The organism is Hydrogenobaculum acidophilum, from assembly GCF_054656715.1.
The window spans coordinates 24444-48424 of sequence record NZ_BAAHXP010000007.1 but is presented as its reverse complement, the minus strand read 5'-3'; the positions used below and the strand labels follow the sequence as shown (position 1 = coordinate 48424).

23 protein-coding genes and 2 tRNA genes are annotated in these 23981 nt (G+C 37.0%); 15 read left to right on the top strand and 10 right to left on the bottom strand.

Annotated elements, in window-relative coordinates:
- The first annotated feature begins 37 nt into the window (after window positions 1-37).
- From flgG to ACYQZV_RS05120, 4 genes are read left to right on the top strand one after another with little or no spacing between them, the layout of a single operon-like run.
- Window positions 38-829 carry a flagellar basal-body rod protein FlgG gene (flgG, locus tag ACYQZV_RS05135; protein ID WP_459893868.1) on the top strand — a complete coding sequence of 264 codons (792 nt, stop codon included), beginning with the start codon at window positions 38-40 and terminating at the stop codon, window positions 827-829.
- Complete coding sequence (flgA, locus tag ACYQZV_RS05130; protein ID WP_459893867.1) at window positions 829-1536, top strand: flagellar basal body P-ring formation chaperone FlgA; 708 nt, start codon at window positions 829-831, stop codon at window positions 1534-1536. The genes flgG and flgA overlap by 1 nt, the downstream gene beginning before the upstream one ends.
- A 30-nt stretch (window positions 1537-1566) precedes the next feature.
- Window positions 1567-3321, top strand: coding sequence for an ABC transporter ATP-binding protein/permease (locus ACYQZV_RS05125; RefSeq protein WP_459893866.1), 1755 nt, complete (start codon window positions 1567-1569; stop codon window positions 3319-3321).
- Window positions 3322-3337: 16 nt separating this feature from the next.
- The gene (locus ACYQZV_RS05120; RefSeq protein ID WP_459893865.1) at window positions 3338-4489 is read left to right on the top strand and encodes a Retroviral aspartyl protease; all 1152 of its coding nucleotides are present in this window, start codon (window positions 3338-3340) and stop codon (window positions 4487-4489) included.
- A gap of 6 nt (window positions 4490-4495) precedes the next feature.
- Here the strand turns inward: ACYQZV_RS05120 and ACYQZV_RS05115 are convergent.
- The 5 genes from ACYQZV_RS05115 to ACYQZV_RS05095 form a co-directional block, all read right to left on the bottom strand.
- Window positions 4496-4568: transfer RNA gene (locus ACYQZV_RS05115), tRNA-Asn, on the bottom strand.
- A 56-nt stretch (window positions 4569-4624) separates the two neighbouring features.
- Window positions 4625-5005: a RidA family protein gene (locus ACYQZV_RS05110; RefSeq protein WP_459893864.1), complete on the bottom strand. Its 381-nt coding sequence runs from the start codon at window positions 5003-5005 to the stop codon at window positions 4625-4627.
- On the bottom strand, window positions 5002-6096 hold the full coding sequence (gene ftsZ / locus ACYQZV_RS05105; protein WP_459893863.1) for a cell division protein FtsZ: 1095 nt from the start codon (window positions 6094-6096) through the stop codon (window positions 5002-5004). The genes ACYQZV_RS05110 and ftsZ overlap by 4 nt, the downstream gene beginning before the upstream one ends.
- A 144-nt stretch (window positions 6097-6240) precedes the next feature.
- Window positions 6241-6906, bottom strand: a complete 666-nt coding sequence (pdo, locus tag ACYQZV_RS05100) for a protein disulfide oxidoreductase (RefSeq protein ID WP_459893862.1) — start codon at window positions 6904-6906, stop codon at window positions 6241-6243.
- A 65-nt stretch (window positions 6907-6971) separates the two neighbouring features.
- Window positions 6972-7376, bottom strand: coding sequence for a bacteriohemerythrin (locus ACYQZV_RS05095; protein ID WP_459893861.1), 405 nt, complete (start codon window positions 7374-7376; stop codon window positions 6972-6974).
- Window positions 7377-7558: 182 nt separating this feature from the next.
- Here ACYQZV_RS05095 and trxB point away from each other — a divergent pair, with 182 nt between their 5' ends.
- The 7 genes from trxB to ACYQZV_RS05060 are packed head-to-tail and all read left to right on the top strand — an operon-like array spanning window position 7559 to window position 15566.
- Complete coding sequence (gene trxB, locus ACYQZV_RS05090; RefSeq protein ID WP_459893860.1) at window positions 7559-8527, top strand: thioredoxin-disulfide reductase; 969 nt, start codon at window positions 7559-7561, stop codon at window positions 8525-8527.
- A 13-nt stretch (window positions 8528-8540) separates the two neighbouring features.
- Window positions 8541-8984, top strand: coding sequence for a TraR/DksA family transcriptional regulator (locus ACYQZV_RS05085; protein ID WP_459893859.1), 444 nt, complete (start codon window positions 8541-8543; stop codon window positions 8982-8984).
- 1 nt (window position 8985) lies between these two features.
- Window positions 8986-10416: an Asp-tRNA(Asn)/Glu-tRNA(Gln) amidotransferase subunit GatA gene (gene gatA, locus ACYQZV_RS05080; protein ID WP_459893858.1), complete on the top strand. Its 1431-nt coding sequence runs from the start codon at window positions 8986-8988 to the stop codon at window positions 10414-10416.
- Window positions 10413-11192: a hypothetical protein gene (locus ACYQZV_RS05075; protein WP_459893857.1), complete on the top strand. Its 780-nt coding sequence runs from the start codon at window positions 10413-10415 to the stop codon at window positions 11190-11192. Before gatA ends, ACYQZV_RS05075 begins: the two co-directional genes overlap by 4 nt.
- Window positions 11192-13366: an ATP-dependent helicase gene (locus ACYQZV_RS05070; RefSeq protein ID WP_459893856.1), complete on the top strand. Its 2175-nt coding sequence runs from the start codon at window positions 11192-11194 to the stop codon at window positions 13364-13366. The genes ACYQZV_RS05075 and ACYQZV_RS05070 overlap by 1 nt, the downstream gene beginning before the upstream one ends.
- Window positions 13363-14580, top strand: coding sequence for an ion channel (locus ACYQZV_RS05065; protein ID WP_459893855.1), 1218 nt, complete (start codon window positions 13363-13365; stop codon window positions 14578-14580). The genes ACYQZV_RS05070 and ACYQZV_RS05065 overlap by 4 nt, the downstream gene beginning before the upstream one ends.
- 17 nt (window positions 14581-14597) lie before the next feature.
- Window positions 14598-15566, top strand: a complete 969-nt coding sequence (locus ACYQZV_RS05060; protein WP_459893854.1) for an NAD-dependent epimerase/dehydratase family protein — start codon at window positions 14598-14600, stop codon at window positions 15564-15566.
- Here the strand turns inward: ACYQZV_RS05060 and ACYQZV_RS05055 are convergent, their stop codons facing one another.
- Complete coding sequence (locus ACYQZV_RS05055; RefSeq protein WP_459893853.1) at window positions 15567-15983, bottom strand: copper chaperone PCu(A)C; 417 nt, start codon at window positions 15981-15983, stop codon at window positions 15567-15569.
- A gap of 417 nt (window positions 15984-16400) precedes the next feature.
- Here ACYQZV_RS05055 and ACYQZV_RS05050 point away from each other — a divergent pair.
- The 4 genes from ACYQZV_RS05050 to clpX all read left to right on the top strand — a co-directional run bounded on the left by ACYQZV_RS05050 (window position 16401) and on the right by clpX (window position 19697).
- Window positions 16401-16486: transfer RNA gene (locus ACYQZV_RS05050), tRNA-Leu, on the top strand.
- A 25-nt stretch (window positions 16487-16511) separates the two neighbouring features.
- Window positions 16512-17885: a trigger factor gene (locus ACYQZV_RS05045; RefSeq protein ID WP_459893852.1), complete on the top strand. Its 1374-nt coding sequence runs from the start codon at window positions 16512-16514 to the stop codon at window positions 17883-17885.
- Window positions 17878-18495 (top strand): ATP-dependent Clp endopeptidase proteolytic subunit ClpP, encoded by a 618-nt coding sequence (gene clpP / locus ACYQZV_RS05040; RefSeq protein WP_459893851.1) that lies wholly within the window; start codon window positions 17878-17880, stop codon window positions 18493-18495. Before ACYQZV_RS05045 ends, clpP begins: the two co-directional genes overlap by 8 nt.
- A 2-nt stretch (window positions 18496-18497) precedes the next feature.
- A complete protein-coding gene (gene clpX, locus ACYQZV_RS05035) occupies window positions 18498-19697 on the top strand; it encodes an ATP-dependent Clp protease ATP-binding subunit ClpX (protein ID WP_459893850.1) in 1200 nt (399 codons plus the stop codon).
- Here the strand turns inward: clpX and ACYQZV_RS05030 are convergent.
- The 4 genes from ACYQZV_RS05030 to ACYQZV_RS05015 are packed head-to-tail and all read right to left on the bottom strand — an operon-like array spanning window position 19694 to window position 23981.
- Window positions 19694-20431, bottom strand: a complete 738-nt coding sequence (locus ACYQZV_RS05030) for a menaquinone biosynthesis protein (RefSeq protein WP_459893849.1) — start codon at window positions 20429-20431, stop codon at window positions 19694-19696. The genes clpX and ACYQZV_RS05030 overlap by 4 nt on opposite strands.
- Window positions 20428-21441 (bottom strand): anthranilate phosphoribosyltransferase, encoded by a 1014-nt coding sequence (gene trpD, locus ACYQZV_RS05025; protein ID WP_459893848.1) that lies wholly within the window; start codon window positions 21439-21441, stop codon window positions 20428-20430. Before trpD ends, ACYQZV_RS05030 begins: the two co-directional genes overlap by 4 nt.
- Complete coding sequence (dut, locus tag ACYQZV_RS05020; RefSeq protein WP_459893847.1) at window positions 21438-21872, bottom strand: dUTP diphosphatase; 435 nt, start codon at window positions 21870-21872, stop codon at window positions 21438-21440. The genes trpD and dut overlap by 4 nt, the downstream gene beginning before the upstream one ends.
- A gap of 3 nt (window positions 21873-21875) precedes the next feature.
- Window positions 21876-23981, bottom strand: a complete 2106-nt coding sequence (locus ACYQZV_RS05015) for a polyribonucleotide nucleotidyltransferase (RefSeq protein ID WP_459893846.1) — start codon at window positions 23979-23981, stop codon at window positions 21876-21878.

Below are 23981 nucleotides of genomic sequence, written 5' to 3'. Positions count from 1 at the left end.
GATATGGTATATATTTAGAAAGCGGAGGTAAGGATAGATGTTTAGAGCGATGTGGACATCGGCAGCTGGTATGACAGCCCAACAACAAAACCTTGATATTATATCAAACAACATGGCAAACGTAGATACAGTAGGCTATAAGCAACTTCAACCCGTATTTGACGACCTTGTATATCAAACGGTAAAAGACCCCGGTATGGAAACCTCTCAAAACTCCCAAAACCCCATAGGATATCAACTTGGACTTGGGGCATATATAGATGGAACTTACGGCATATTTACCCAAGGCAACGTCCAACAAACTGGTAATCCTCTTGATGTAGCTATTCAAGGAAATGGATTTTTCCAAGTGGCAATGCCAGATGGCACTATTGCATATACAAGAAATGGACAGTTTCAATTGGATGCCAATGGAGATTTGGTAACGGCAGATGGATATCTTATACAACCACAAATCACTATACCTCCAAACGCTACATCTGTAAACATAGGTCCAGATGGTACAGTAGCTGTAACAATACCGGGTCAACAAGGGGTTCAGGTGGTGGGTCAATTACAACTGGCAAACTTTGTAAACCCAGCAGGTCTTAAAAGGATAGGCAACAACTTATATGAGCAAACCCAAGCCTCCGGAAACCCTATAGTATCAAATCCCGGTACCCAAGGTCTTGGCACACTTCTATCTGGCTATGTGGAAGCCTCAAATGTTAATATAGTCAACGAAATGGTAAATCTTATAATAGCAGAAAGAGCTTACCAGTTTAACGCCAAAGGGATAACCGCAGCAGATACCATGCTATCAACAGCGGCAAACCTTTACACTGGTTAATGAAAAAAACCTTTTATAGCGTTTTTGTTTTATTAATTTTTCTACCGTTTTTGGGCTTTTCAAAAGAGATAATTTTTAGTCAAAGATATGTTGAAAAGCTAGTAAAACAAGAAATACAAAAAAAGTATGGTAAAAATATAAAGGTGGATTCGGTAAATTGTTTTGTATACAAACCTTTTGAAGTGGATTCAAAAGACATATCAGTAAGCCTTAGGATACCACCTCTTAGCCCAGACGCTTACGCTAGCATAAGCATAAACTCCAACAACATACTTCAAAGAACATACAACGCCATAGCCTACATAGAATGGAGAGTACCTGTGATAGTGGCAACAAAACTTATCACAAGGGGGGAGATAATTACAAAAAACGACATTAAAAGCGCCGTCAAATACATTAGATTTGTGCCTCAAAACTTAGTAGTATCAAAGCATCAAGTGATAGGGGCTACAGCCTTACAAAATATAGGCATAGGAGAGCCCATAAGGACTTCTATGATAAGCATGGTGCCTGTTATAAGGTATGGAGACATCGTAAGAGTGATATACGACAACGGTTATATAAGGATTACCACAAAAGCAAAAGCGATGCAAAACGGATACCTTGGAAAGTTTGTAAGACTAGAGCCCCTTGACAACCCAAAAACCTTTATCACCGGCAAAGTCATAGATAAAGATACGGTCCTTATAAGCCCAAATTCATATTAATTTCATGTAAAAATGATAAAATTAGATAAGATGGACAGTAGCATAAGCAAGCTAGACAAAACCTTTTGGAAAGACTTCTGGCACATATTAAAACCCTATTGGCTTCATTCGGAAGAAAAAAAGAAAGCCTGGCTTTTGTTTTTCGTGATAATTTTCTTAAACCTTTTTCAAGTATTTTTAAATGTGCTTTTTACAAAATGGTACAAAGTTTTTTACGACGCGTTGCAGCACTTTGATGAAAAAGGCTTTTGGAAAGCGCTTTTAGAGTTTAGCATATTGGCTACGTTTTTTATAGTATCGGCAGTTTACGCTACATATCTTCAACAGATGCTTCAAATAAAATGGAGAGCTTGGCTTACATCCTTTTACATATCAAAATGGGTTAGCAACAAAAAATTTTACCACATGCAAGTGATAGAGCAAAACACCGACAACCCAGACCAACGTATAGCAGATGATGTAAACGCCTTTATAAGCCAAAGCTTAAGCCTATTTCTTGGACTTATGAGTTCTGTGGTGACGTTTTTCTCTTTTGTGGGTATGCTTTGGGTTATATCTGGTCCTATAAGTTTTGATGCTTTTCATATGAAAATCACAATACCCGCTTATATGGTTTGGGCAGCTATAATATATGCGGTGGCAGGTACTTACATAACCGCTAAAATCGGTAAACCTCTTGTAAAACTAAACTTTGACCAACAGATGTTTGAAGCAAACTTTAGATTTGCTTTGATAAGGATAAGAGAAAATTCAGAGTCTGTAGCTCTTTTAAACGCAGAAGAAAAAGAGCACCAAAATCTCATGGATACGTTTAGATACGTATTTCAAAACTACTGGCAGATAATGGTAAGACAAAAGATGCTTGGATGGTTTACCTCTGGATACAACCAAATAGCTATTATATTCCCAATCCTTGTGGCAGCGCCAAGATTTTTCGCAAAAAAGATACAACTTGGGGATGTGATGCAAATAGCAAGCGCCTTTGGCCAAGTCCAATCGTCTTTATCTTTTATAGTAAACTCTTATTCTTCTATCGCTGCTTGGTACTCGGTGGTGGATAGGCTTAGGACCTTTGAGAGAAATATACAGTCTATAGAAAACTCTCAACGTCAAAGTAAAATCACTATTTTACCAAGTCAAGATAGGCTTGTGATAGAAAACCTAAGCATAAAAATACCTTATTCTGAAAAGCTCATAGTAAAGGATTTAAACCTCACAATAGAGAAAAAAGAACACACCATCATAATGGGACCATCTGGTGTCGGTAAATCTACGCTTATAAGGGCAATAGCCGGTATATGGCCCTTTGGAGAAGGCGTTATAAAACTGCCTTCAAACCACATGTTTTTACCCCAAAAACCTTATTTTCCTTACGGAAGCCTGAGAGAAATACTTTTGTATCCATCTACAGACGGTAAAGCTGTGCCAAACGAGTATTTGGAAGAACTTTTAAACATGGTAGGGCTTTCTTATCTTTCAAAAGATTTAAGCACCAAAAACTTGTGGTCTCAAGTGCTCTCTCCCGGTGAACAGCAAAGTTTAAACATAGCAAGAGTGTTGCTTCATACTCCAGATTGGCTTTTCATGGATGAGTCCACAAGCGCCTTAAACGAAGAAAAAGAAATACATCTTTACAATCTTTTATTGGAAAAGCTTAAAAACCTAACAATTATAAGTGTAGCCCATAGAAAATCTTTAGAAAACTTCCACATAAAAAAATTAATCCTCAAAGAAAACCCCACATATGAGATAATAACATTAGACAAAGTTAAAAACCTAATCTAAGTTTAAAGAGGTTTTTATGAAAAACAAGAAAACAAAATGCAACTTATCAAAAGAGCTATTTATAAACAGCGCTTTAATAGGCATGTGTGCTTTAACGCTATCCTCCTGTGGTGGCGGTAGTGGTGGCGGTGGAAGCTCTAGTTCAAATCCATCTAGTAGCTCTCAAGCCAACACAGTATGCCCAACATCAAGCCAACCAAACAGCGCATACATATGTCAAGGGTCTGATTATATAAATGAACCCATCATAACGGTATATATAGACGGAACGCCAGTAAGCTTACTTTTAGATACAGGGGCTTCTGGGATATTGGTGAATCAATCAGCCGTCAATATCCCATCGTCAGATTATACCAACACACCATTTTTTGGTACTTTTGGAGATGGAAGCACATACTCTGGAACAGTGGCTAGCGCTACCGTTTGCTTAAACCCAAACTACAAAAATACATGTGTAATAATGCCTGTGAACGTCGATTATTTAGAAAGCGCTTTTCCTCCAAACGGAGAATCTCAAGGGGATTTTGGTATAGATTGCAGTGCAAACACATTTTCCCAAAACTCTTTTTGTTATTTTTATTATCTTGAAGCTCAAAACGGTATAAATTCGTATGCACTATCTTTTTCAACACTTTCAAACACATTTTATGGGAATTCGTCACCCAATTCACCCATAGGAGAGTTAAGTTTCGGATCTTACAACAATAGTAATAACGGGCTTATATCATACAACGAAGGAGGTTTTCCGTCTACTACAGCAATATTTTCATCATACACAAGCAGCATACCCTCTTTTACAGCAACAACTTCATTTTTTGATACAGGGTCAAATTTTAACTATCTAACTACAGACGTATTTAAAACAGAAATACCACATTTTTCTAAAACCGCAAGCGAAGGAGCTTGTTATCAAAACGTGCTAAATGGAGGGTTAAGCATATCCTACAACATCCAAAACACTTATTCAACAACGTTTTTAACAGAACCACCACAAAATATGTGTAATCTTTTGATGCAACCCTTGGTTATAGAGGGTGTTACTTTAGACGCAGGTTCTTATTCTTCCGTAGGGTATGAGGATTTTGGATTTCCCGAGATGATAAGACATAGCTTTATTTGGATATTAGACAACAACGGTTTTGTAAAATATATAAAGATTAACAACTAATTAAAGCTCCGGGGGAGGGGCTCGAACCCCCAACCTGGTGGTTAACAGCCACCCGCTCTGCCGGTTGAGCTACCCCAGATAATTTATTATTATAGCATAACAGAGGATTTTTTGCAAAAAATATTTATCATAAATTTAAGATTTTAACGCTATAACATCTATTTCCACAAGAGCGCCCTTTGGTAAAGAAGAAACCTCCACAGTAGAACGAGCCGGTTTTATAGAAACTTCTTTGAAAAACTCCTCATACACCGAGTTTACCACTGCAAAATTCTCCAAATGAGTTAGATATATACTTACCTTCACTACATCTTCTATACTAAAGAGAGCTTCCTCTAGTATATTTTTAATATTTAAAAGACATTGCTTTGTTTGTGAGACTATATCTTGTTTTAGATTTCCGTTTTCATCTATACCTATGCTACCAGATACAAAAAGCATATCGTTTACAAGTATAGCTTGAGAGTAAGGCCCCAAAGGCTTTGGTGCCTTTGGTGTAAATACCTCTCGTTTCATATCTTTCTCTTTCTTCTCATATAAGCTGGCAAGTCGTCTGGCTCCTGAGGCTGGACTTCTTGCACAACTTTAGACCTCTCTTCTTTTTTTATATCCTTTTCTCTGTCTTGGGGTTTTATAATCTTCATACCTTGTTGAGCCTTTACGTTTTCTTCAAAATCAGTAGCCACTATAGCCACTTTGGCGTTTTGTGATTCGTTTTCACCAAGCATCACCGCTCCAAATATAATAAGGGCATTTTCGTCCGCCTCTTCTCTTATTTTTGCTATAGAAGATTCTATTTCTGTGAAAGGTGTATCTTGGTTTATCCACAGGGTCACCATAAGTCTTTTGGAGCCTTTTATAGAGTTTCCTTCCAAAAGCGGACTATGCATAGCTTGTTCTACAGCAACATCTATCTTATCGCTATTTTTAGATGTGCCTATACCTATCAGAGAAAGACCACCATCTTGCATTACGGTTTTCACATCCGCAAAATCTACATTTATAAGAGCAGGAGTTGCCACTATGCTTGTAATACCTCTTACAGCTTGAGAAAGAATGTCATCCACCATCCTAAAGGCATTGCCTATAGTTAGGTTTCTATCCGCTATATCGTGAAGCCTTTGATTGTGTATGACTATATAAGTATCACAAACATCTTTTATCTTTTGAAGCCCTTCCTCTGCCACCTGAGCTCTTCTTGGCCCTTCAAAATTAAAAGGTTTTGTACATACACAAACAGTGAGTATATTCATTTCCTTTGCCGCTTGAGCTATAACAGGTGCTGCCCCCGTACCAGTACCTCCACCCAAACCAACTGCTATAAAAAGCATATCGGTATCTCTTAATATCTCTTTTATCTTATCCAAATCTTCAAGAGCGGCTTGTTCTCCCATCTCTGGCTTGGCACCAGCACCAAGACCTCTTGTTATCTTTTCGCCAATTTGGAGTTTGTTTGGGACTGCCAGTGTACTGAGATGTTGTATGTCTGTATTTAAAGCGTAAAGTTCTACGTTTTCTATACCATCAAGATACATTCTATTTACCGCATTGCAACCACCACCGCCTACACCAAACACCTTAATCTTTGTAGGATTGATAAAATCCATATACACCTCCTATAAAATCACACTCATAAATAGTATATCATAAACGCTTCTCACATTTTGTATATGGCTTTTAAAAAGAACATAGGTTTAAAGATGCTTGGTGCAAACATGAAAACCCCACCAACAAAGATGGGGCTTTGATAATTAATTTAAGCTTTTTAATTTAGATGCTACAGATGTTATATAACCTAAGAAAGCTTCCTCTGGTTGAGCGCCTACAAATTCTGCAAGACCGTTGTTGAGGACTATCTTTGGCACACCTACCACTTGAAATTTCTCTGACAAGTCCATATTTTCCGATGCGTCTATGGCTTTTGATGTGATATAGTCGTTTGCCATTGCAAATTTAAAAGCTGTTATAGCGGCTGATGGGCAATATCCACAAGAAGTGGTAACAAACACCATTATATCTATGGGCACATCCACTTCTTTTAATATTTCCAACGTTCTTTCTTTAAGACCGGGATCCCTTTGAGATACTTGTATAATACCATGTATAAGGGTATTAAACTCTAAGCCAGCTGGAAGGCCTATATACCTTATGCCGTAATCCTTATCACCTTCTATAACAATAGTCGGTACCCTTTCTACGGCGTACAAAGAAGCAACTTCTTGGTTTGTAAGAGGAGATATAACCTCTAAAGATAGTTTATCTCCTGCCACCTCTTTCACCTCTTGCATCAACCCTTCTGTTATACCACAGCTTTCACAACCTATGGCCTGTGAAAACAGTTTTAGCTTTACAGGTTCTTTGAGATTCTTTTCAAATATGTCTCTTAACTGTGCCCTTGTTTCCAAGTCCAAAAGCATAAAATAACCTCCTTAAAGGATAAAAAATTTATTATATATTAATATAATAACTCTTAACAAAAAATCTATAGATAATCTGCCAAATATTGAGCAGTGACAGTATCCATGGTAGGCACATGTATTATGAGCCAAGGTACAAACTTTTGTTCTAAATAATTTGCTATCAATTCTTTATTTTTAGTGGCATAAAACTCCTCCTTTAGTCTGTTTAACTCGGATAGTCTCATCTCATGCTCTTGTCTATGCATAGGATAGGCAAAAAATCCAGTCTCCTTCATAGCGTTGTTCTCAAATTCAAAATGATAAATCACATCTGCCAAAAAATCTTCAAAAAGCCTTTCCACTTCTTCGATAGGTTCATTGTTTTTAATAGCGTCGTAAAGTTTGTTTAGAAGCTCTATCTCTTCAAAGTGTATATCGTTCATCTCCATCAAAGCCACTTGCGGTATCCTTTCTTTTTGTAAAAGCATAAAACTATACCTCCTATATTAAAATAATTAATTAAAATAAGTAAATGTTAATTTATATAAGTTAAGGTCATTGTCAAGATGGTATTAGTCAGAAAAGCACTAAAAAAAACAGTGTATAATTTATCATATCTAACGCAGAGATTTTGGATATAATATTTATTTAACTTTTTAGGAGTGAAAATATGGAATTGACCCTTAGCAATCAAGAAAAAGTTTACGATGTAATTATTATAGGCGCAGGACCAGCAGGAGCTTCTGCTGCAATTTATACTGCAAGAGCTGGGCTATCCACACTGGTTTTGTATAGAGCAGAAGCCGACGGGGCTTTGGGCGTCACTCAAAAGATTGAAAACTATCCCGGAATAAGAGGACCGCTATCTGGTTTCGAGCTTTTAAAATTGATGAGAGACCACGCAAAAGCCTTTGGGGCAGAGTTTCAAAGAGGCAAAGTAATAGCTACATCCTTAGAAGGTGATATTAAAAGCGTATACACAATAGACGGGAGAGAATACAAAGCAAGGGCTCTAATAGTATCCTCTGGGGCTATGGAAAGGGCTCACAAGTTTCCGGGGGAAGAAGAGTTTTTGGGTAAAGGCGTATCTTATTGCGGTGTCTGTGATGCGGCTTTTTTCAAAGATAGGCCTGTAGCAGTGGTAGGAGATGATGATTATGGTATCGAAGAAGCCGAATTTATAGCTCGTTTTGCCTCAAAGGTATACTTTGTAGTGCCTTCTTCAAAAATAAGAGCTCCTCAAGAAGAGATAGAACATTTCTCTAGCTTGCCAAATGTAGAAATACTTCTTCACACAAGACCAGTAAAGATAACAGGGGACAATCTTGTCAAAGGACTTCACGTTAAAAAACTCTCGGCCGGCGAGGAAATAACGCTGGAAGTCGATGGAGTGTTTATATTCATAGGTGGCAACAAACCATCCGTAGATTTTCTAATGGGTCAAGTAAATATGACAGACCAAGGTTGTCTTGTGATAAACGAAGAGATGATGACATCGGTCCCCGGTGTTTTTGCAGCGGGAGACATACTTTGCACAAATATAAAACAAGCCGTAATAGCAGCAGCAGACGGTGTTAAAGCCGCTTTGGCAGTGGATAAGTATCTCAACAAAAAATCTAAGATTACATCTCAGTGGTAATAAAGGGGGTTTTATGCAACATCTCACAAAAAAGCAATTGGATGAGTTAAAGAAAAAACTCTTGGAAGAAAAAGCCAAGATAATAGCAAGGTACAACGATACTTTAGAGGCTCAAAAAAGAGTTTCCGAAGAAGCAAAAGAACCTCAAGATTTAGAGGATTTGGGACAGATAAACTACACAGAGGAGCTGTTAGAGTCTTTATCTCAAAGAGATATGGAAGTGTTAAAAGAGATAGAAGATGCTCTTAAGAGGATGGAAAACGGCACCTACGGTATATGTGAATGGACCGGAGAACCAATACCCTACGAGAGGTTAAAAGCTATACCCTGGACAAGGTTTACCGCTAAAGGAGCAGAAGAATACGAGGAAAACATGGGCACTTCTATGACAAATACCACTTACGAGCCCCCAGTAGAAGATATAACCATAGAAAGAGACGACATAGGGGAAGATTGATATGCTTTACAAAGAAAGCGTTTCTAAGCTTTTAGAAGAAAGAGTAAAACCCTCTGAAATAGTAGAGGCATTTTTAAAAAGAAAAGAAGAGCTAGAGCCTAAGATAAGAGCCTATGTGACAGAGGTATACGACAAAGCCTATGAGAGTGCAAAGGCTCTAGATTCCCAAATACCAAAAGGAAAGCTCTTTGGTATACCAATAGCTATAAAAGACAACATAAACATAGAAGGTTATACCACCACTTGCTCTTCAAAAATGCTACAAAACTATGTATCCGTTTACGATGCTACCGTGATAAAAAAATTAAAACAAGAAGGGGCTATCATAGTAGGTAAAACCAACATGGATGAATTTGCCATGGGTTCTTCCACCGAGTATTCGGCTTTTTTCCAAACAAAGAATCCATGGAACCTTGATTTTGTACCCGGTGGTTCATCAGGGGGGTCTGCTGCATCGGTAGGAGCAAACATGGCACCTTTGGCTCTTGGTTCTGATACAGGGGGTTCTATAAGACAACCAGCTTCTTTTTGCGGAGTTATAGGACTAAAGCCTACCTACGGCAGAGTATCAAGGTATGGGCTTGTGGCGTTTGCCTCGTCCTTAGACCAAATAGGACCTTTTGGTAGATATACAAAAGATGTAGCCCTTCTTTTAGAGGTGATATCAGGACATGACCCAAAAGATAGCACCAGCGCAAATATAGAAGTCCCTTCTTTTTCTAAAAACCTAAAACCAAGGACAGATTTAAAAATAGGTATACCAAAAGAGTTTATGGGTTATAAGATAGACAAAGAAGTAGAAGAATCTTTTAAAAATTTTGTTAAGTTTTTAGAAGACAACAAAGCTATTGTAAAAGAAATATCCTTACCACACATAGAATACGCCATACCAGTTTATTACATAATAGCACCGGCGGAAGCCTCATCAAACTTGGCTCGTTTTGACGGTGTAAGATATGGTTATAGGACCAAAGATTTTAGAGATATCTTTGAGCTTTATGCAAAAACAAGAGATGAGGGGTTTGGTCCTGAGGTAAAACGCCGTATCATGCTCGGGACTTACGTACTATCATCAGGATACTACGAGGCTTACTACGGCAAAGCGTTGGCCGTTAAAAACCTTATAAAAAAAGAATTTCTAGATGCCCTAAAAGATGTCGATGTGATAATAAGCCCCACCTCACCTACACCACCTTTTAGATTTGGCGAAAAGCTAAATGACCCTATAGCCATGTATCTTTCCGATATATTTACAGTGTCCGTAAATTTAGCAGAGCTTCCAGCCATATCAATACCCTCTGGGTTTACAAAAGATGGGCTACCAATTGGGGTTCAAATAATAGGTAGAGCTTTTGATGAGCAAACGCTTTTAGACCTATCATACGCTTGGGAACTAAACTATCCCCACTATGATTACATCTCAAATGTATGATAGTCCTAAGCTTAGATACATCTAGTAGCAACATTTCTTTTTGTTTGCTAAAAGCCTCTAAACCAGTTTTAAGTTTTTACAAAAATACTAGCGAAAAAACGCTAAACCTACTACCTTATCTATTCAATCAATTTGAGATAGACCCCACATCCATAGACGCTTTTTTTATATCAATAGGAATAGGCTATTCTACTCCGTTAAAAATAGGCATAAACTTCATAAAAGCTATGGCTATAGCTCTACAAAAACCAATATACACTTTTACCAACATAGACGCTTTGGCAAAAACCATTTATAAACAAGAGGACGTATTCTTATATAGAAAGATATCAAACGCCTACGTAGGAGCTTATTATGAGAAAGGAAAAAGAGTATCTGATATAGAAGAACACCAAGAACTCCCAGAGACCTATTCAAAAAATATAGAAGACTACGAACACATGTTTTCTTGTCTTGGATATGAAGCTTTTAAGGATACCAACCCAAGCAATGTGTTTTTTATAGAACCAATATACACAAGACCACCTACAAGGATGCCACGCCCCACAAGGATGCCACGCCCCACAAGGATGCCACGCCCAACAAGGATGCCACGCCCAACAAGGATGCCACGCCCAACAAGGGTGCCACGCCCAACAAGGGTGCCACAATCAACAAGTATACCACGCCCAACAAGTATGCCACGGTTTACAAGTATACCACGCGATACAGGTATGCCACGGTTTACAAGTCTGCCACGGCTTACAAGTCTGCCAGAGGATAAAAGGATGCTTTGATGAGTGTACAATTAGATTTACTTCATGGGCTAAATGAAGAGCAAAGAAAAGTGGTGCTATCAAAAGGAAAACCTATTTTAGTAGTAGCTGGTGCTGGTTCTGGTAAGACAAAAACCATCATTCACAAAGCTCTACACCTAATACTTGATGAAGATTCAAAGGTTAGAGCCAAAAGGCTTCTTATGATAACCTTCACCAACAAAGCCGCCAACGAGATAAAAGAGAGAATCAGGCTTGCCGGAGAATCTTTTGGATTTAATCTAAACATAGAATGGATTGGCACATTTCACTCTGTAGCGTTTAGAATTATAAAAAAGCATCACGCCATATTTGGACTTTACAACGATTTCAGAGTACTTGATGAAGAGGATTCCAAAAGGCTGTTTCAGGGGCTTTTAAAAGGACAAGAAGTATCAAAAGAAGAAGGCAAAAAGCTTTATATAGCAGTAAACCAAGCTATAGAAGGTATAAGAGCTTTAGACGAGGACAACAAATTTGATAAAAAGGTTTTAGAGTTTAGAGAATCATTTTTAAACGCCATGCTTGAAACAAACGCCGTTACGTTTTCATATCTTATGGGTGCTTTAAAAGATATGCTTGAAAAAGACGAGGCTTTTAAAAGCTACTATCAAAACTTCTTTGACTACATAATAGTAGATGAATTTCAAGATACCAACACCACTCAGTACGAGATAATAAAACATATATCAAGAAACGACAACATATGCGTCATAGGAGACCCAAACCAATGTATATATGAATGGCGAAGCGCCCACCCAGACAACATAATAAGCTTTATAGAGGATTACAACCCAGAGATAATAAAGCTAAACATAAACTATAGGTCTTCCGCTGAGATTTTATCCTTAGCCAACGAAGTTTTAAACCATTCAAAGGCAAAATGGAAAGAGCTTGTCCCTATATTAAAAAGCCATAAACTAGAAACTGAACATAAAACGATAAAGCCTATCATCACGCTACATCCTACCGAAGAAAAAGAAGCCGAATGGATAGCGAAAAAGATTGAAGAGCTAAGCAAAGATGTACCCTTAGATGAAATAGCTATCTTAGTAAGAGTAAACTACATAACAAACTTCATAGAACAGGCTCTTGTAAAAGCAAAAATACCCCACAAGGTGGTAGGTGCTTTAAGGTTTTTCCAAAGAAAAGAAGTAAAAGATATATTAGCATATCTACATCTTGCAACAAATCCAAAAGACGTTATATCCTTTCAAAGGGCTATCACAAATCCAAAAAGAGGTATCGGTGAAAAAACTATAGAAAAGATAGTAAATTTGTCAAAACAAAAATCTATAGACTTAATACAAGCTACAAAATACATTTTAGGAAATAAGCTTTTTGAGGATGGTATTGCCACACAGGGGGGCTTTATAAGTACTATAGAAAGGTTAATACACAACTTAGAAAAAGGCAACGAGAGCATATCTTTTTACCTTGAAAAGCTTATAAAAGATATAAAATATTTTGAATACCTAGAACAAGAATACAAGGAAGATTACAAAGAGCGTGTTGAAAACATAAAGGAGCTTATAAGATTTTTTGAAATAGAGTCAGCTAAATCTGAACAAAAAGGCAATCAAAAAGAGGTCTTAAAAGAACTTTTACAAGAGCTTTCTTTAATGGAAGAAGACGAAAAAGACAACTCAAAAAGCGTTAAGATAATGACCATACACAAGGCAAAGGGTCTGGAGTTTGAAGTGGTGTTTATGCCAAGGCTTGAAAACGGCATACTTCCACATTCATCAGCTTTTGATGATATCCTTGATATGGAAGAAGAAAGAAGGCTTTTGTATGTAGGCATCACAAGGGCAAAAAAGCATCTATTTTTAAGCTATACAGAGATAGGAAGAATAAGTGATTTTTTAAGAGAGATAAGAAAAGATTTTCTAGATACATCAATGTTACCAGAAAAACGCATAAAAGACATTACCGCACAAACTATAACAAGCTACAAACCTATAGACTATAAAAATGAATCCAAGAAAAATAGCAAATTTAACAAAGCTTCAAACAAAAGTATAAAAGTAGGAGACGTTGTATTTCACGAAGTCTTCGGAGAAGGAGAGGTAATAAACATAACAAAAGATATGGCAAGCGTTAGGTTTAAGGATAAAGATAGGACTATTATGAAAGACTTCCTAAAGCCTATATGAGACTAAAAACAATAAAACGCTTTCTCTTTAGAGTTTTTGAAGTCCCATCTTCTACCGCCTATAAAACCTATCAGCCTATAAGCATATTTGTAGTATTAATGTCTATCATCTTTGGGGTATTAGAAGAATTCCACTCTTTACACAAAGATCTTTACGCTATTGCAATAATCTTAGACTATACCGCTTCTATTGTAATAGCTTTTGAATACTTTTCAAAATTATGGCTTTCTAGCAACTTCACAAAAGACTTTATAAAACATAAAGAGGAGGGTATATTTACAGCTTTTCTAAAAGCCTTAAAACCAAAACTAATTTGGGCTTCTAAACCTTCTTCTATTATAGACTTTATATCCATATTTCCTATATTTCACCCTTTAAGACTAGTTAGGATTGTGGTCTTAACAGCTAGATTTTTTAAAATCTCAATACAGTATAAAGATTTATACAAAACTTTGTTTACACACATAACAGATGTTATAAACGAGATACTTGGTGTTTTAGTATTTATCTTTATAAGTCTTACATCTTTGATTATAATTTTATTTTCTGTAGAAAAAAATGCTCATAATCCACATATACATAATCTTTTCGATGCTTTTTACCTTGCAATGATAACTGCCACTACGGTAGGCTACGGAGATATAACACCTATCACCACCATAGGGAGGATAATTGCAATACTTATAGCCCTCATCGGTTGGTTTTCTTTTTCTATCATCACAGCTTTTGTAAGTTCTGGGCTTATGAGATATATAAACTTGCTGAAAACAGGAGGTATCATAATGGCGGATTTAAAAGACCATGTAATAATAGCCGGTTGGACAGAAACAAGCTCTTATATGATTGAAAAATTAAAACACAAGAAAGATAAACCTCTTGTGGTGGTGATAAGCAATCAAGATTTGAATTTAGAAGGGGGGTTTATATTTAAAAAAGGAGATTTTGTGAAAGAGCAAGTTTTAAGGGATGTAAAGATAGAACTAGCTAAACAAATAAACATATTTCCAGAGCTTTTTCACGACCTTGATGCAGAGTCCATAGATGCTAGGTCTATATTAGCTGCCGTTGTAGCAAGAGGGCTAAACAAAGATATAAAAATAAACCTTCAGCTTTTAAAAATAGAAAACGCAAAAACCTTTAGAAGAAGAAACATTGCTGACAACATCATAGTAAGCGGTGAAATATTGGGAGATATCTTCTTAAAAGACCTTTAATATGTTAGAATAATCTTATGAAAACAATACTCGTTACAGGTGCCGCTGGTTTTATAGGCTGGAAAGTGTCTACGCTTCTTTTAGAAGAAGGATATAAGGTTATAGGCGTTGATAATCTAAACGATTACTACGATGTAAAAGTTAAAATATGGAGGCTCGATACTCTTAAAAGCCATGAAAATTTTAAATTTTATCCGATAGATATAGAAAACAAAGAAGCTTTGCAAGTGATATTCCAAGATAATCATATAGATGCCATAATAAATGAAGCTGCTAGAGCTGGCGTGAGATACTCGTTAGAAAACCCTTTCGTATACCTTTCCACCAACACCCTTGGAGTTTTAAACCTTTTAGAGCTTGCAAAAGCCTTCAACGTTAAAAAGTTTGTCCAGGCTTCTACTTCTTCTTTGTATGCAGGACAACAAATGCCTTTTGTAGAAGAACTACCGGTAAACACGCCCATATCTCCTTACGCTGCTTCTAAAAAAGGTGCCGAAGCCATGCTTTACAGCTATCACTATCTATACGGAATAGACGTATCCATACTACGATATTTTACCGTTTACGGTCCCGCTGGAAGACCAGATATGTCAATATTTAGGTTTATAAAATGGATATACACCGAAGAGCCCATAGAACTTTTTGGAGATGGGTCCCAATCAAGGGATTTTACCTATATAGACGATATTGCCAAAGGTACGATAAAAGCTCTAAAACCCCTTGGCTATGAAATTATAAACCTTGGCAACAACAAACCAGATAAGCTTATGTACACTATAGAACTCATTGAAAAATATTTGGGTAAAAAAGCCAAAATAAATTACAAAGAATTTCACAAAGCCGACATGATGGCCACATGGGCTGATATCACAAAAGCCATCAAGCTTTTAGAATGGCATCCTACGATGCCTTTGGAAGATGGCATTAAAAACACCGTAGAATGGACTTTGAAAAACTGGGACTGGATAAAAGACGTCAAACTTTGATTACCTATATTCCACTGGGGCTACTACCTTTTTGATACCGCTGTATTTGAACTTGAGCCAAAGGGTCACTTTTTCACCATGTTTAAGAGGATGCTTTAAATCTATAAGCATTATATGATAACCGCCTGGTTTTAATACAAGTGTTTGGTTTGGCTTTATTAGCATATACTTTATCCTTATCATCTTCATAAGGCCGTTTTTCTTTATAGTTTTGTGAAGCTGGGTAATCTTAGACACAGAGGATTTAGCCCACAAAAGCACATCCTTTGAATTTCCTTTGTTTTCTATTTTCATGTAGGCAGCACTAACTTTTGAAGTGGGTGGCATCAACCTTACCCACGGGTCTTTTATTACAATGTCTGGCTTTGCCAAAGCAACACCACTCAATAGTCCAACAATAAACAACAATCTTTTCATAAAATCCTCCTTAATAAAATAAATTTAACTTTATTTTACCATAAATTTTTATTTGATTTGTAGCCCTATACCTAAAATTGTGTAAATCAATTCTACCATCAATTCTTAGTATAGTAAATATCATGATAAATCAATCAAAGATAAATCTTCAAGCAGTTCCAAATCTCAAAGCGACAAGTATACCATGACCAACAAGGGTGCCACGACCAACAAGTATGCCACGCCCCACAAGTCTACCACGATTTACAAGTATACCACGCGATACAAGTCTGCCACGATTTACAAGTATGCCAACGACTTATACAATAAAGCTTGTGAGTTTGGGCAACTTTATAAAATGTGGTATAATTTTTGGTAAGTGCCAATATGTATTAACTCGTAAATAATTTGTGGTATAATTTTATATTTGATACATTAGCGGATGTGGTGAAATTGGCAGACACACAGGACTTAGGATCCTGTGGGCGTAAAAGCCCGTGAGGGTTCGAGTCCCTCCATCCGCATTGGAAAACTAATTTTGGAGGTTTTATGGCTTTTACCATAACAAAAGAAGAAGGTATATTTAGAGATTTTGCGTTTGATGTAGAAGGCAAAGAATTGGAGCAAGCCTACAACACTATTTTAAATGAGTTGAAAGCAAACGCCACTGTGGATGGATTTAGAAGGGGAAAGGCTCCAGAGTGGGTTATAAAAAGTAAGTTTAAAAACTATATACTAGAGGCTTTGGTGGAAGATTTTGCAAAAAAGGTTTACGATAGTGCCAAAGAGCTTGGTTTTGACGTGATGGACATAAAGATAAATTTAGAGAAAAGCAGTTTTTCAGAAAAAGAGATGAAGCTTACGATGGAAGGTTATATAGAGATATTCCCTCTTATAGAAGCTGACAAACTAAAAGACCTAGAAGGGGTGGAGTTAGAGATACCTAGCTTTGAACTTACCGACGAAATGGTGGACAAAACTATAAAGTACATGTTAGAAGATAAGGCTACTTTGGAGCCAAAAGAAGGTCCTATAGAGGAAGAAGATTACGTAGTGATAGATTACACCGTAACGGATAGACAAGACGGAGAAAAAGTAAATCAAAAGTTAAGCGGAGTATTAAAAGAGCTTGGTTTAAGAGAAGATTTGTACAAAGAGATACTTGGCAAGAAAGAGCAAGATGTAATAAAGTTAGAGAATGTGCCAATCCAAGAAGCTGAGGATGAGAATGCTCCTAGAGTGGACATAGAAGCCAAGATAGAGTCTGTAAAAAAGAAGATATACCCAGAGTTAACAGATGAACTTGCAAAAGAGCTAAACCTCGGAGAAAGCGTCCAAGAAGCTTTGGAAAATACAAAGAAAAGGCTTCAGACCTACCTTGAAAATAAGAAAGAAGAGGCAAAAATAAACGCCATTACAAAGTATCTATTGGAAGAGTATAAAGACATAGCAGAAACATCAAGGACAGAGGCTATAAGAATAGCAAATGTGGTTTATGAAGAAGAAATAAATAGGCTAAATAGGCTAAATAGCATGTTTGATTTAAATTCTTTTGATGAAGATACGCTAAAAGCTATAGAAAAATCAGCTTACGATAAATCTATAAGAGAAGGTATTACAAGCGCCAAAACCCGTTCTATACTAGTGTCTTATGCAAAGAAGTTTGGTATAGAAGTGAGCGACGAGGATATTAAAAAGTACATAGATGAGCAAGTAGAAGCTTATAAAGATATGTTGCCAGAAAATCAAAGAAATGAAGAGTCTTTGAGAAGATTAAGGGAAAACATAGAAAACTACTTTTTGAGAGAAGATAGAAAATCTGTGCTGTTAAAAGACATACTTGCCTCAAAAGCTATGGACAAACTCTTAGAAATTATTAAATTTAAAGAAAATAGCGCTTTAAAGGAGGAAGAAGTTGAGTAACGCTAGTGAATATCAGAGAATAATAGACCAGTTAGTGCCTATAGTTGTAGAGCAAACTCCGCGTGGAGAAAGAGCGTACGATATATATTCTAGGCTTTTACAAGATCGTATAGTTATACTTGGTTTTCCCATAGATGACCATGTAGCTAACCTTATAGTGGCTCAGCTTCTTTTTTTAGAAGCCCAAGACCCGGAAAAGGATATACAGATGTATATAAACTCACCTGGTGGGTCTGTTACTGCTGGTCTTGCCATATACGATACCATGCAGTATATAAAGCCAGATGTTACCACTATATGTATTGGTCAAGCAGCTTCAATGGGAGCCGTACTTCTTGCGGCTGGAGCTAAAGGTAAAAGATTTGCGCTTCCAAACTCCCGTATCATGATACACCAACCTCTTGGTGGTGTTCAGGGTCAAGCTACAGACATACTTATACATGCAGAGGAAATAAAGCGTATAAAACATATATTAAATACAATACTTGCCAATGCCACCGGTAAAAGCCTAAAGCAAATAGAGAAAGATGTAGATAGAGATTATTTTATGTCGGCAGAAGAAGCTAAAAACTATGGTCTTATAGACAAGGTTATCTCAAAGAGGTCTTAACAATGGCAAGCAAGAAAGAATATTGTTCGTTTTGCAACAAATCTTCAAAAGATGTGCCTCTATTAATAGCAGGACCAAACGGGTTAAACATATGCAGCGAGTGTGTAGAGAAAGCCTTGGACCTGATAAAGCGTCATGAATCCGAAGAGATGGCAAAGGAAGTAAAGTCTATACCAAAGCCAAAAGAGATAAAAAAGATTTTAGATGAGTTTATCATAGGCCAAGAGGAAGCTAAGAAGATTTTATCAGTAGCAGTCTACAACCATTACAAAAGAATACTGAGAAAATCTGACACCGATATAGAAAAAAGCAACATCCTTCTCATAGGTCCCACCGGAAGTGGTAAAACGCTTTTGGCTAAAACGTTGGCGAAAATTCTAAATGTCCCTTTTGCTATAGCGGATGCTACCACCCTTACAGAGGCAGGTTATGTAGGAGAGGATGTAGAAAACGTTTTGGTAAGACTTTTACAAAACTGCGATTACAACATAGAAAAAGCTAAAAAAGGTATTATATACATAGATGAAATTGACAAGATAGCAAAAAAAACAGGTCACAATCCCTCTATTACAAGGGATGTTTCTGGTGAAGGTGTACAGCAGGCCCTTCTTAAGATTATAGAAGGTACCGTGGCCAACGTACCACCCCAGGGCGGTAGAAAGCATCCTCACCAAGAGTTTATCCAACTTGATACCACAAACATACTATTTATATGTGGTGGAGCTTTTGTGGGTTTAGAAGATATCGTTAAAAGAAGACTTGGGAAAAGCACCGTTGGATTTGAAACGGAGATATCCAAATACAAAGAAGAAGGAAATATACTATCGTTGGTGGAACCGGATGACCTTATAAACTTTGGTCTTATACCGGAATTTGTAGGAAGATTGCCGGTAATAAGCGTATTAAATGAGCTTACAGAGGAAGATTTGATAAGGATATTAACAGAGCCAAAAAATGCTATAGTAAAGCAATATAAAGAGCTTCTAAGAATGGAAGGCATAGAGCTTGAATTTACCGATGGCGCTCTGAGAGAGATTGCCAAAGAAGCTATAAAGAGAAAAACAGGCGCTAGAGGATTAAGAGCCATAGTAGAAAAAATTATGACGGATATTATGTATGAGGCACCTTCTTTGGTAAACGTGGAGAAAATTGTTATAGACGAGAACAAAAAACCAGTTTACATGTATAAGAAAGCTGGTTAAGTAAGACCAAAGCGCTTTACAAAGCTTTCAAATATATCAAGTGAGCGCTTGTGGTTTTCGTCCAATCTCAAGTCTAAGCATTCTAAAAAATATGTTCTAAAAAAATCTTCTTTTACAAAGTTGTATTTTTTAAACAACTCTTTTTCTAAGCTGTTGCTTTTTAGCTTTTCGTAAAAAATGTTTATAGAATGTATTACATCTTCTTTTAGCTTTTTAAAAGAGCTTGGATTGGATTTTTTGTATGTAAAAAGCGCAAAAACAAAACCAGCTCCGTACTCTTTAAACCATTCCTCACCTAAATCTATAATATGTTTGTACTTGTTTGTGTTTTTTTCTTTTATGGCTTTATCACCTATATATAAAATGGTGTCAGCCTCGTTTTCGTTCTCTACATAGTTTGGGGTGAGTTTTAAAATATGTTCTACATACCACCGAGTGAGTACCCTAGATGTTACGGAGTCTTTTGTAAGGTAAACATTTTTTATGTAATCTTCTTTTAAAAAAAGAAGCACAGAGCATACCATGGTTTTACCAGATATAGAAATACCATCTAGATAATCGTATTTTTCTTTATCCTTTAAATAAACCGCCGATGATAAAATCCCTATATCTATTTTATTTTCTTCTAGCATCTTGAAAAGTTCTGAAGGATGACCTTCCATAATCTCATATCCTGAAAGCCTATAAAACATAGGAAGAGTGTTTAGATAGGATACTTTACCTACTTTTATCATTTAATATCGTTTGAGCACTCTCTCAGGGTATTTAGCTTGTTTATAGCTTTTTTAGAAAAGATGCTATCTTTTGCAATCTCTAAAGCCTCTTTAAACTCTATATCTTTAAAAGCCATAATACCAAAGCTTGCATTTATAAGAACTATATCAAGAGCAGCAGAAGGTATACCGTTTAAAGCCATATTAAATAAATTTAAGCTCTCTTCTATATTTTTCACTGTGATATCTTCTATATTTCTCAAGTTAAATCCATATTTTTCTGGGTCAAATTCAAACATCTCAACTTCTTCTTGAGTTTGCTTTGCTATCAGTGTTTTTGAGCTTATAGAAATTTCATCCATGCCGTCAAAGCTGCTAAACACAAAAGATTTTACGTTGCCAAGCTCTTTTAACACATAAGCTATCTTCTCTACAAGGTTTATATCGTATATTCCCATTATCTGTCTTTTAGCACCTGCTGGATTTGATAGGGGACCTACTAGGTTAAACACAGATTTTATACCAAGCTCTTTTCTTGGCTTTGCTATGTTTTTCATGACGCTGTGATGAAGCGGGGCGTATATAAAACCTATACCTATTTCTTCTATGCATTTTGCTATTTTATCAGGGGATAGGTTTATATTAACACCAAGGGCTTCTAATATATCGGCACTGCCACATTTTGAGGATATGGATTTGTTGCCATGCTTTGCTATTTTAAAACCAGCCCCTGCTACAACAAAAGCACTGGCCGTAGAGATGTTGAAAGTAGAGAGTCCATCTCCACCAGTCCCACATGTATCCAGAAGCTCTTCTTGGTTTTTTACAGGTACTTTTAAGGCTTTTTCCCTAAAAAATGTTGCTATTTCAGAGATTTCTTCTACGGTCTCTCCCTTTAGCCTCATACCCATTATGAAAGCCCCTATTTGAGCTTCCGTAGCTTCACTTGAGGCTATCGTCTCTAAAGTTTTTCTTATATCTTCTTTCGAGAGATTTTCTTTTTTTGATAGTTTATATAGTATATCTATCATCTATGCCCGGTGGAACCAAATCCACCATCTTGTCTTTTTGTAGAAGAAAGCTCATCAACCTCTAATACATCTACTTTTGCTATAGGCGCTATTATCATTTGAGCTATTCTTTCACCTTTTTCTAAGATTACTTCTTTATCGGATAGGTTTATCAGTATAACCTTTATCTCACCTCTATAATCTGGGTCTATAGTGCCGGGACTGTTTAGGACAGTTACACCTTTTTTAAGAGCTAGTCCGCTTCTTGGCCTTACTTGGGCTTCGTAGCCCTCTGGAAGTTCTATGGCTATGCCAGTGGAAACCAAAACCCTTTCAAGAGGTCTTATCACCACCACATCATCTACGCAAACTAGGTCTAACCCAGCGGAGTTTTCCGTAGCATAAAAAGGAAGCGTAGCGTCTTCTCTTAACTTTTTTACTAAAAGCTTCATAAACTATCTTTTTTGATAGGGTTTTCTTTGGTCTTTTCTTGGTTTTTCTTGGTTTTCTGGCTTTTGATAGTCTGGGCTACAAAGGTTTAATCTATTTTGCTCATCTATAGCCATAACTTTTACTTGTATTGTATCACCTACGTTTATGTTTGGTTTTTGAGTCATAGCGGAAGCGTGTAGAAGCCCTACTTTGCCTGGTAATACTTCTACAAATAAACCATAGTTTTCAACCCTTATAACTTTACCTTCGTAAACCCCGCCTACTTCTACTTCCTGAATAAGAGAATTTATAAAATCAACAGTTTTGTTTATACCCTCTATAGTAGGAGCGTTTATGTAGGCGTTGGCACCATCTATCCATACGCTTGCACCAAACTGCTCTTTTATGTATTTTATGTTTTTGCCAGCAGGACCTATTATAAGACCGGCTTTGTCTTCTGGAATTTTCATGACTTGAGCTTTTGGAGCGTATTTTGATACTTCTTTTCGCGGCTCTGGTATAGCTTCGTATAATTTGTCCAATATAAACATCCTAGCTTCTTTGGCTTGGTTTAGGGCTTTTACCATTATATCTTTGCTAAGACCTTTTATCTTTATATCCATCTGGACACTGGTAACTCCCTCTCTTGTGCCGGCTACTTTAAAGTCCATATCCCCAAGATGGTCTTCATCTCCCAATATATCTGTAAGTATCACGAAGTTGTCGCCATCTTTTATAAGTCCCATGGCTATACCGGCTACGTGTTTCCTCATGGGTACTCCAGCATCAAAAAGCGCCAAGGAACCAGCGCACACTGTTGCCATTGAACTAGAGCCGTTTGATTCTAGTATATCTGATACTACTCTTATTATGTATGGAAATTCTTCTTCTTTCGGCAGCATAGGTTCTAAGGCTCTTTCCGCCAAAGCACCGTGCCCTATCTCTCTTCTTCTTGGAGGACCCCAAGGTCTTGCTTCACCGGTGCTAAAAGGCGGGAAGTTGTAATGAAGCATAAACCTTTTAAAAGTTTCACCTTCAAATATGGTCTCTACCAACTGGGCTTCATCTTTAGGAGCAAGTGTAACTGTGGCAAGTGCTTGAGTTTGCCCTCTTGTGAATACGGCAGAGCCATGTGGTCTTTCTAAAGGATGCATCTCTATGCTTATAGGTCTTATATCCGTTTCCTTTCTACCGTCTATACGCTTTTTGGATGTTAAGATTTGTTCTCTCATCAATTGGCTTTCTAGCTCTTTAAAAGATACCGCAAAATCAAACTCCTGCTCTTTTGGTATACCAAGAGTTTGTATAGCTTCGAGATAGACATTTTTTAAAGCCTTGCTTCTTTGTTTTTTATCTTCTATGTTAAAAGCCTCTAAAATTTTTAAAGAAGCCATATCTTTTAGTTTTTGATAAAGCTCATCGGTTAAACCTACATGACCTATTGGTTTCTTCTCTGGTTTTAAGGTTTCCACAAGCTCTTCTTGAGCTTTTATAAGGGTTTGACCTTTTTCTAATCCAAAAAACAACGCATCCAAAAGGACGCTTTCTTCTACTTCCTTTGCACCACCTTCTACCATTACTATGGCATCTTTTGAAATAGCCATTATAATATCTAAGTCAGCATTTTTCCTCTGTTCATATGTAGGGTTTATCACAAACATGTTGTCTATTCTGCAAACCCTCATGCCAGCTATAGGCCCTTCAAAGGGTACAGAAGAGCACATCAAAGCTGCTGAAGCACCTGTTATAGCTAAAACATCAGGGTCGTATTTGTCGTCTGCTGACAGCGTAAGACAAGTCACCACTATTTCGTTTAAAAATCCTTTTGGTACTAAAGGTCTCAAAGGCCTATCTATAACTCTTGATACAAGCACTTCTCTATCGGTGGGCTTTCCTTCTCTTTTTATAAAGCCACCCGGTATCTTACCCCATGCAAAAGAGCGCTCTCTATAATCTACCGACAAAGGCGCAAAATCTATTCCGCATAGAGGTTCTTCCGATGTGCATACGGTAATCAAGACCTTTGTATCCCCTTGAGATATCAAAACGCTGCTGTCTGCTTGATGGGCGTATTTGTTTACCTCTATCTGTATTGGCTCTTGATTTTCTATATCAGCTTTTATCATCAT

Bases quoted from the DNA above. Each gene is read 5' to 3' on its own strand.
- ACYQZV_RS05060 (WP_459893854.1), top strand. From the start codon at position 14,598: ATGAAAACAATACTCGTTACAGGTGCCGCTGGTTTTATAGGCTGGAAA.
- ACYQZV_RS05045 (WP_459893852.1), top strand. From the start codon at position 16,512: ATGGCTTTTACCATAACAAAAGAAGAAGGTATATTTAGAGATTTTGCG.
- ACYQZV_RS05065 (WP_459893855.1), top strand. From the start codon at position 13,363: ATGAGACTAAAAACAATAAAACGCTTTCTCTTTAGAGTTTTTGAAGTC.
- trpD (WP_459893848.1), bottom strand. From the start codon at position 21,441: ATGATAGATATACTATATAAACTATCAAAAAAAGAAAATCTCTCGAAA.
- ACYQZV_RS05070 (WP_459893856.1), top strand. From the start codon at position 11,192: ATGAGTGTACAATTAGATTTACTTCATGGGCTAAATGAAGAGCAAAGA.
- pdo (WP_459893862.1), bottom strand. From the start codon at position 6,906: ATGCTTTTGGACTTGGAAACAAGGGCACAGTTAAGAGACATATTTGAA.
- clpX (WP_459893850.1), top strand. From the start codon at position 18,498: ATGGCAAGCAAGAAAGAATATTGTTCGTTTTGCAACAAATCTTCAAAA.
- ACYQZV_RS05030 (WP_459893849.1), bottom strand. From the start codon at position 20,431: ATGATAAAAGTAGGTAAAGTATCCTATCTAAACACTCTTCCTATGTTT.
- ACYQZV_RS05120 (WP_459893865.1), top strand. From the start codon at position 3,338: ATGAAAAACAAGAAAACAAAATGCAACTTATCAAAAGAGCTATTTATA.
- ftsZ (WP_459893863.1), bottom strand. From the start codon at position 6,096: ATGGATTTTATCAATCCTACAAAGATTAAGGTGTTTGGTGTAGGCGGT.
- ACYQZV_RS05085 (WP_459893859.1), top strand. From the start codon at position 8,541: ATGCAACATCTCACAAAAAAGCAATTGGATGAGTTAAAGAAAAAACTC.
- flgG (WP_459893868.1), top strand. From the start codon at position 38: ATGTTTAGAGCGATGTGGACATCGGCAGCTGGTATGACAGCCCAACAA.
- ACYQZV_RS05125 (WP_459893866.1), top strand. From the start codon at position 1,567: ATGGACAGTAGCATAAGCAAGCTAGACAAAACCTTTTGGAAAGACTTC.
- ACYQZV_RS05055 (WP_459893853.1), bottom strand. From the start codon at position 15,983: ATGAAAAGATTGTTGTTTATTGTTGGACTATTGAGTGGTGTTGCTTTG.
- ACYQZV_RS05015 (WP_459893846.1), bottom strand. From the start codon at position 23,981: ATGATGATAAAAGCTGATATAGAAAATCAAGAGCCAATACAGATAGAG.
- trxB (WP_459893860.1), top strand. From the start codon at position 7,559: ATGGAATTGACCCTTAGCAATCAAGAAAAAGTTTACGATGTAATTATT.
- ACYQZV_RS05075 (WP_459893857.1), top strand. From the start codon at position 10,413: ATGATAGTCCTAAGCTTAGATACATCTAGTAGCAACATTTCTTTTTGT.
- ACYQZV_RS05110 (WP_459893864.1), bottom strand. From the start codon at position 5,005: ATGAAACGAGAGGTATTTACACCAAAGGCACCAAAGCCTTTGGGGCCT.
- ACYQZV_RS05095 (WP_459893861.1), bottom strand. From the start codon at position 7,376: ATGCTTTTACAAAAAGAAAGGATACCGCAAGTGGCTTTGATGGAGATG.
- gatA (WP_459893858.1), top strand. From the start codon at position 8,986: ATGCTTTACAAAGAAAGCGTTTCTAAGCTTTTAGAAGAAAGAGTAAAA.
- dut (WP_459893847.1), bottom strand. From the start codon at position 21,872: ATGAAGCTTTTAGTAAAAAAGTTAAGAGAAGACGCTACGCTTCCTTTT.
- flgA (WP_459893867.1), top strand. From the start codon at position 829: ATGAAAAAAACCTTTTATAGCGTTTTTGTTTTATTAATTTTTCTACCG.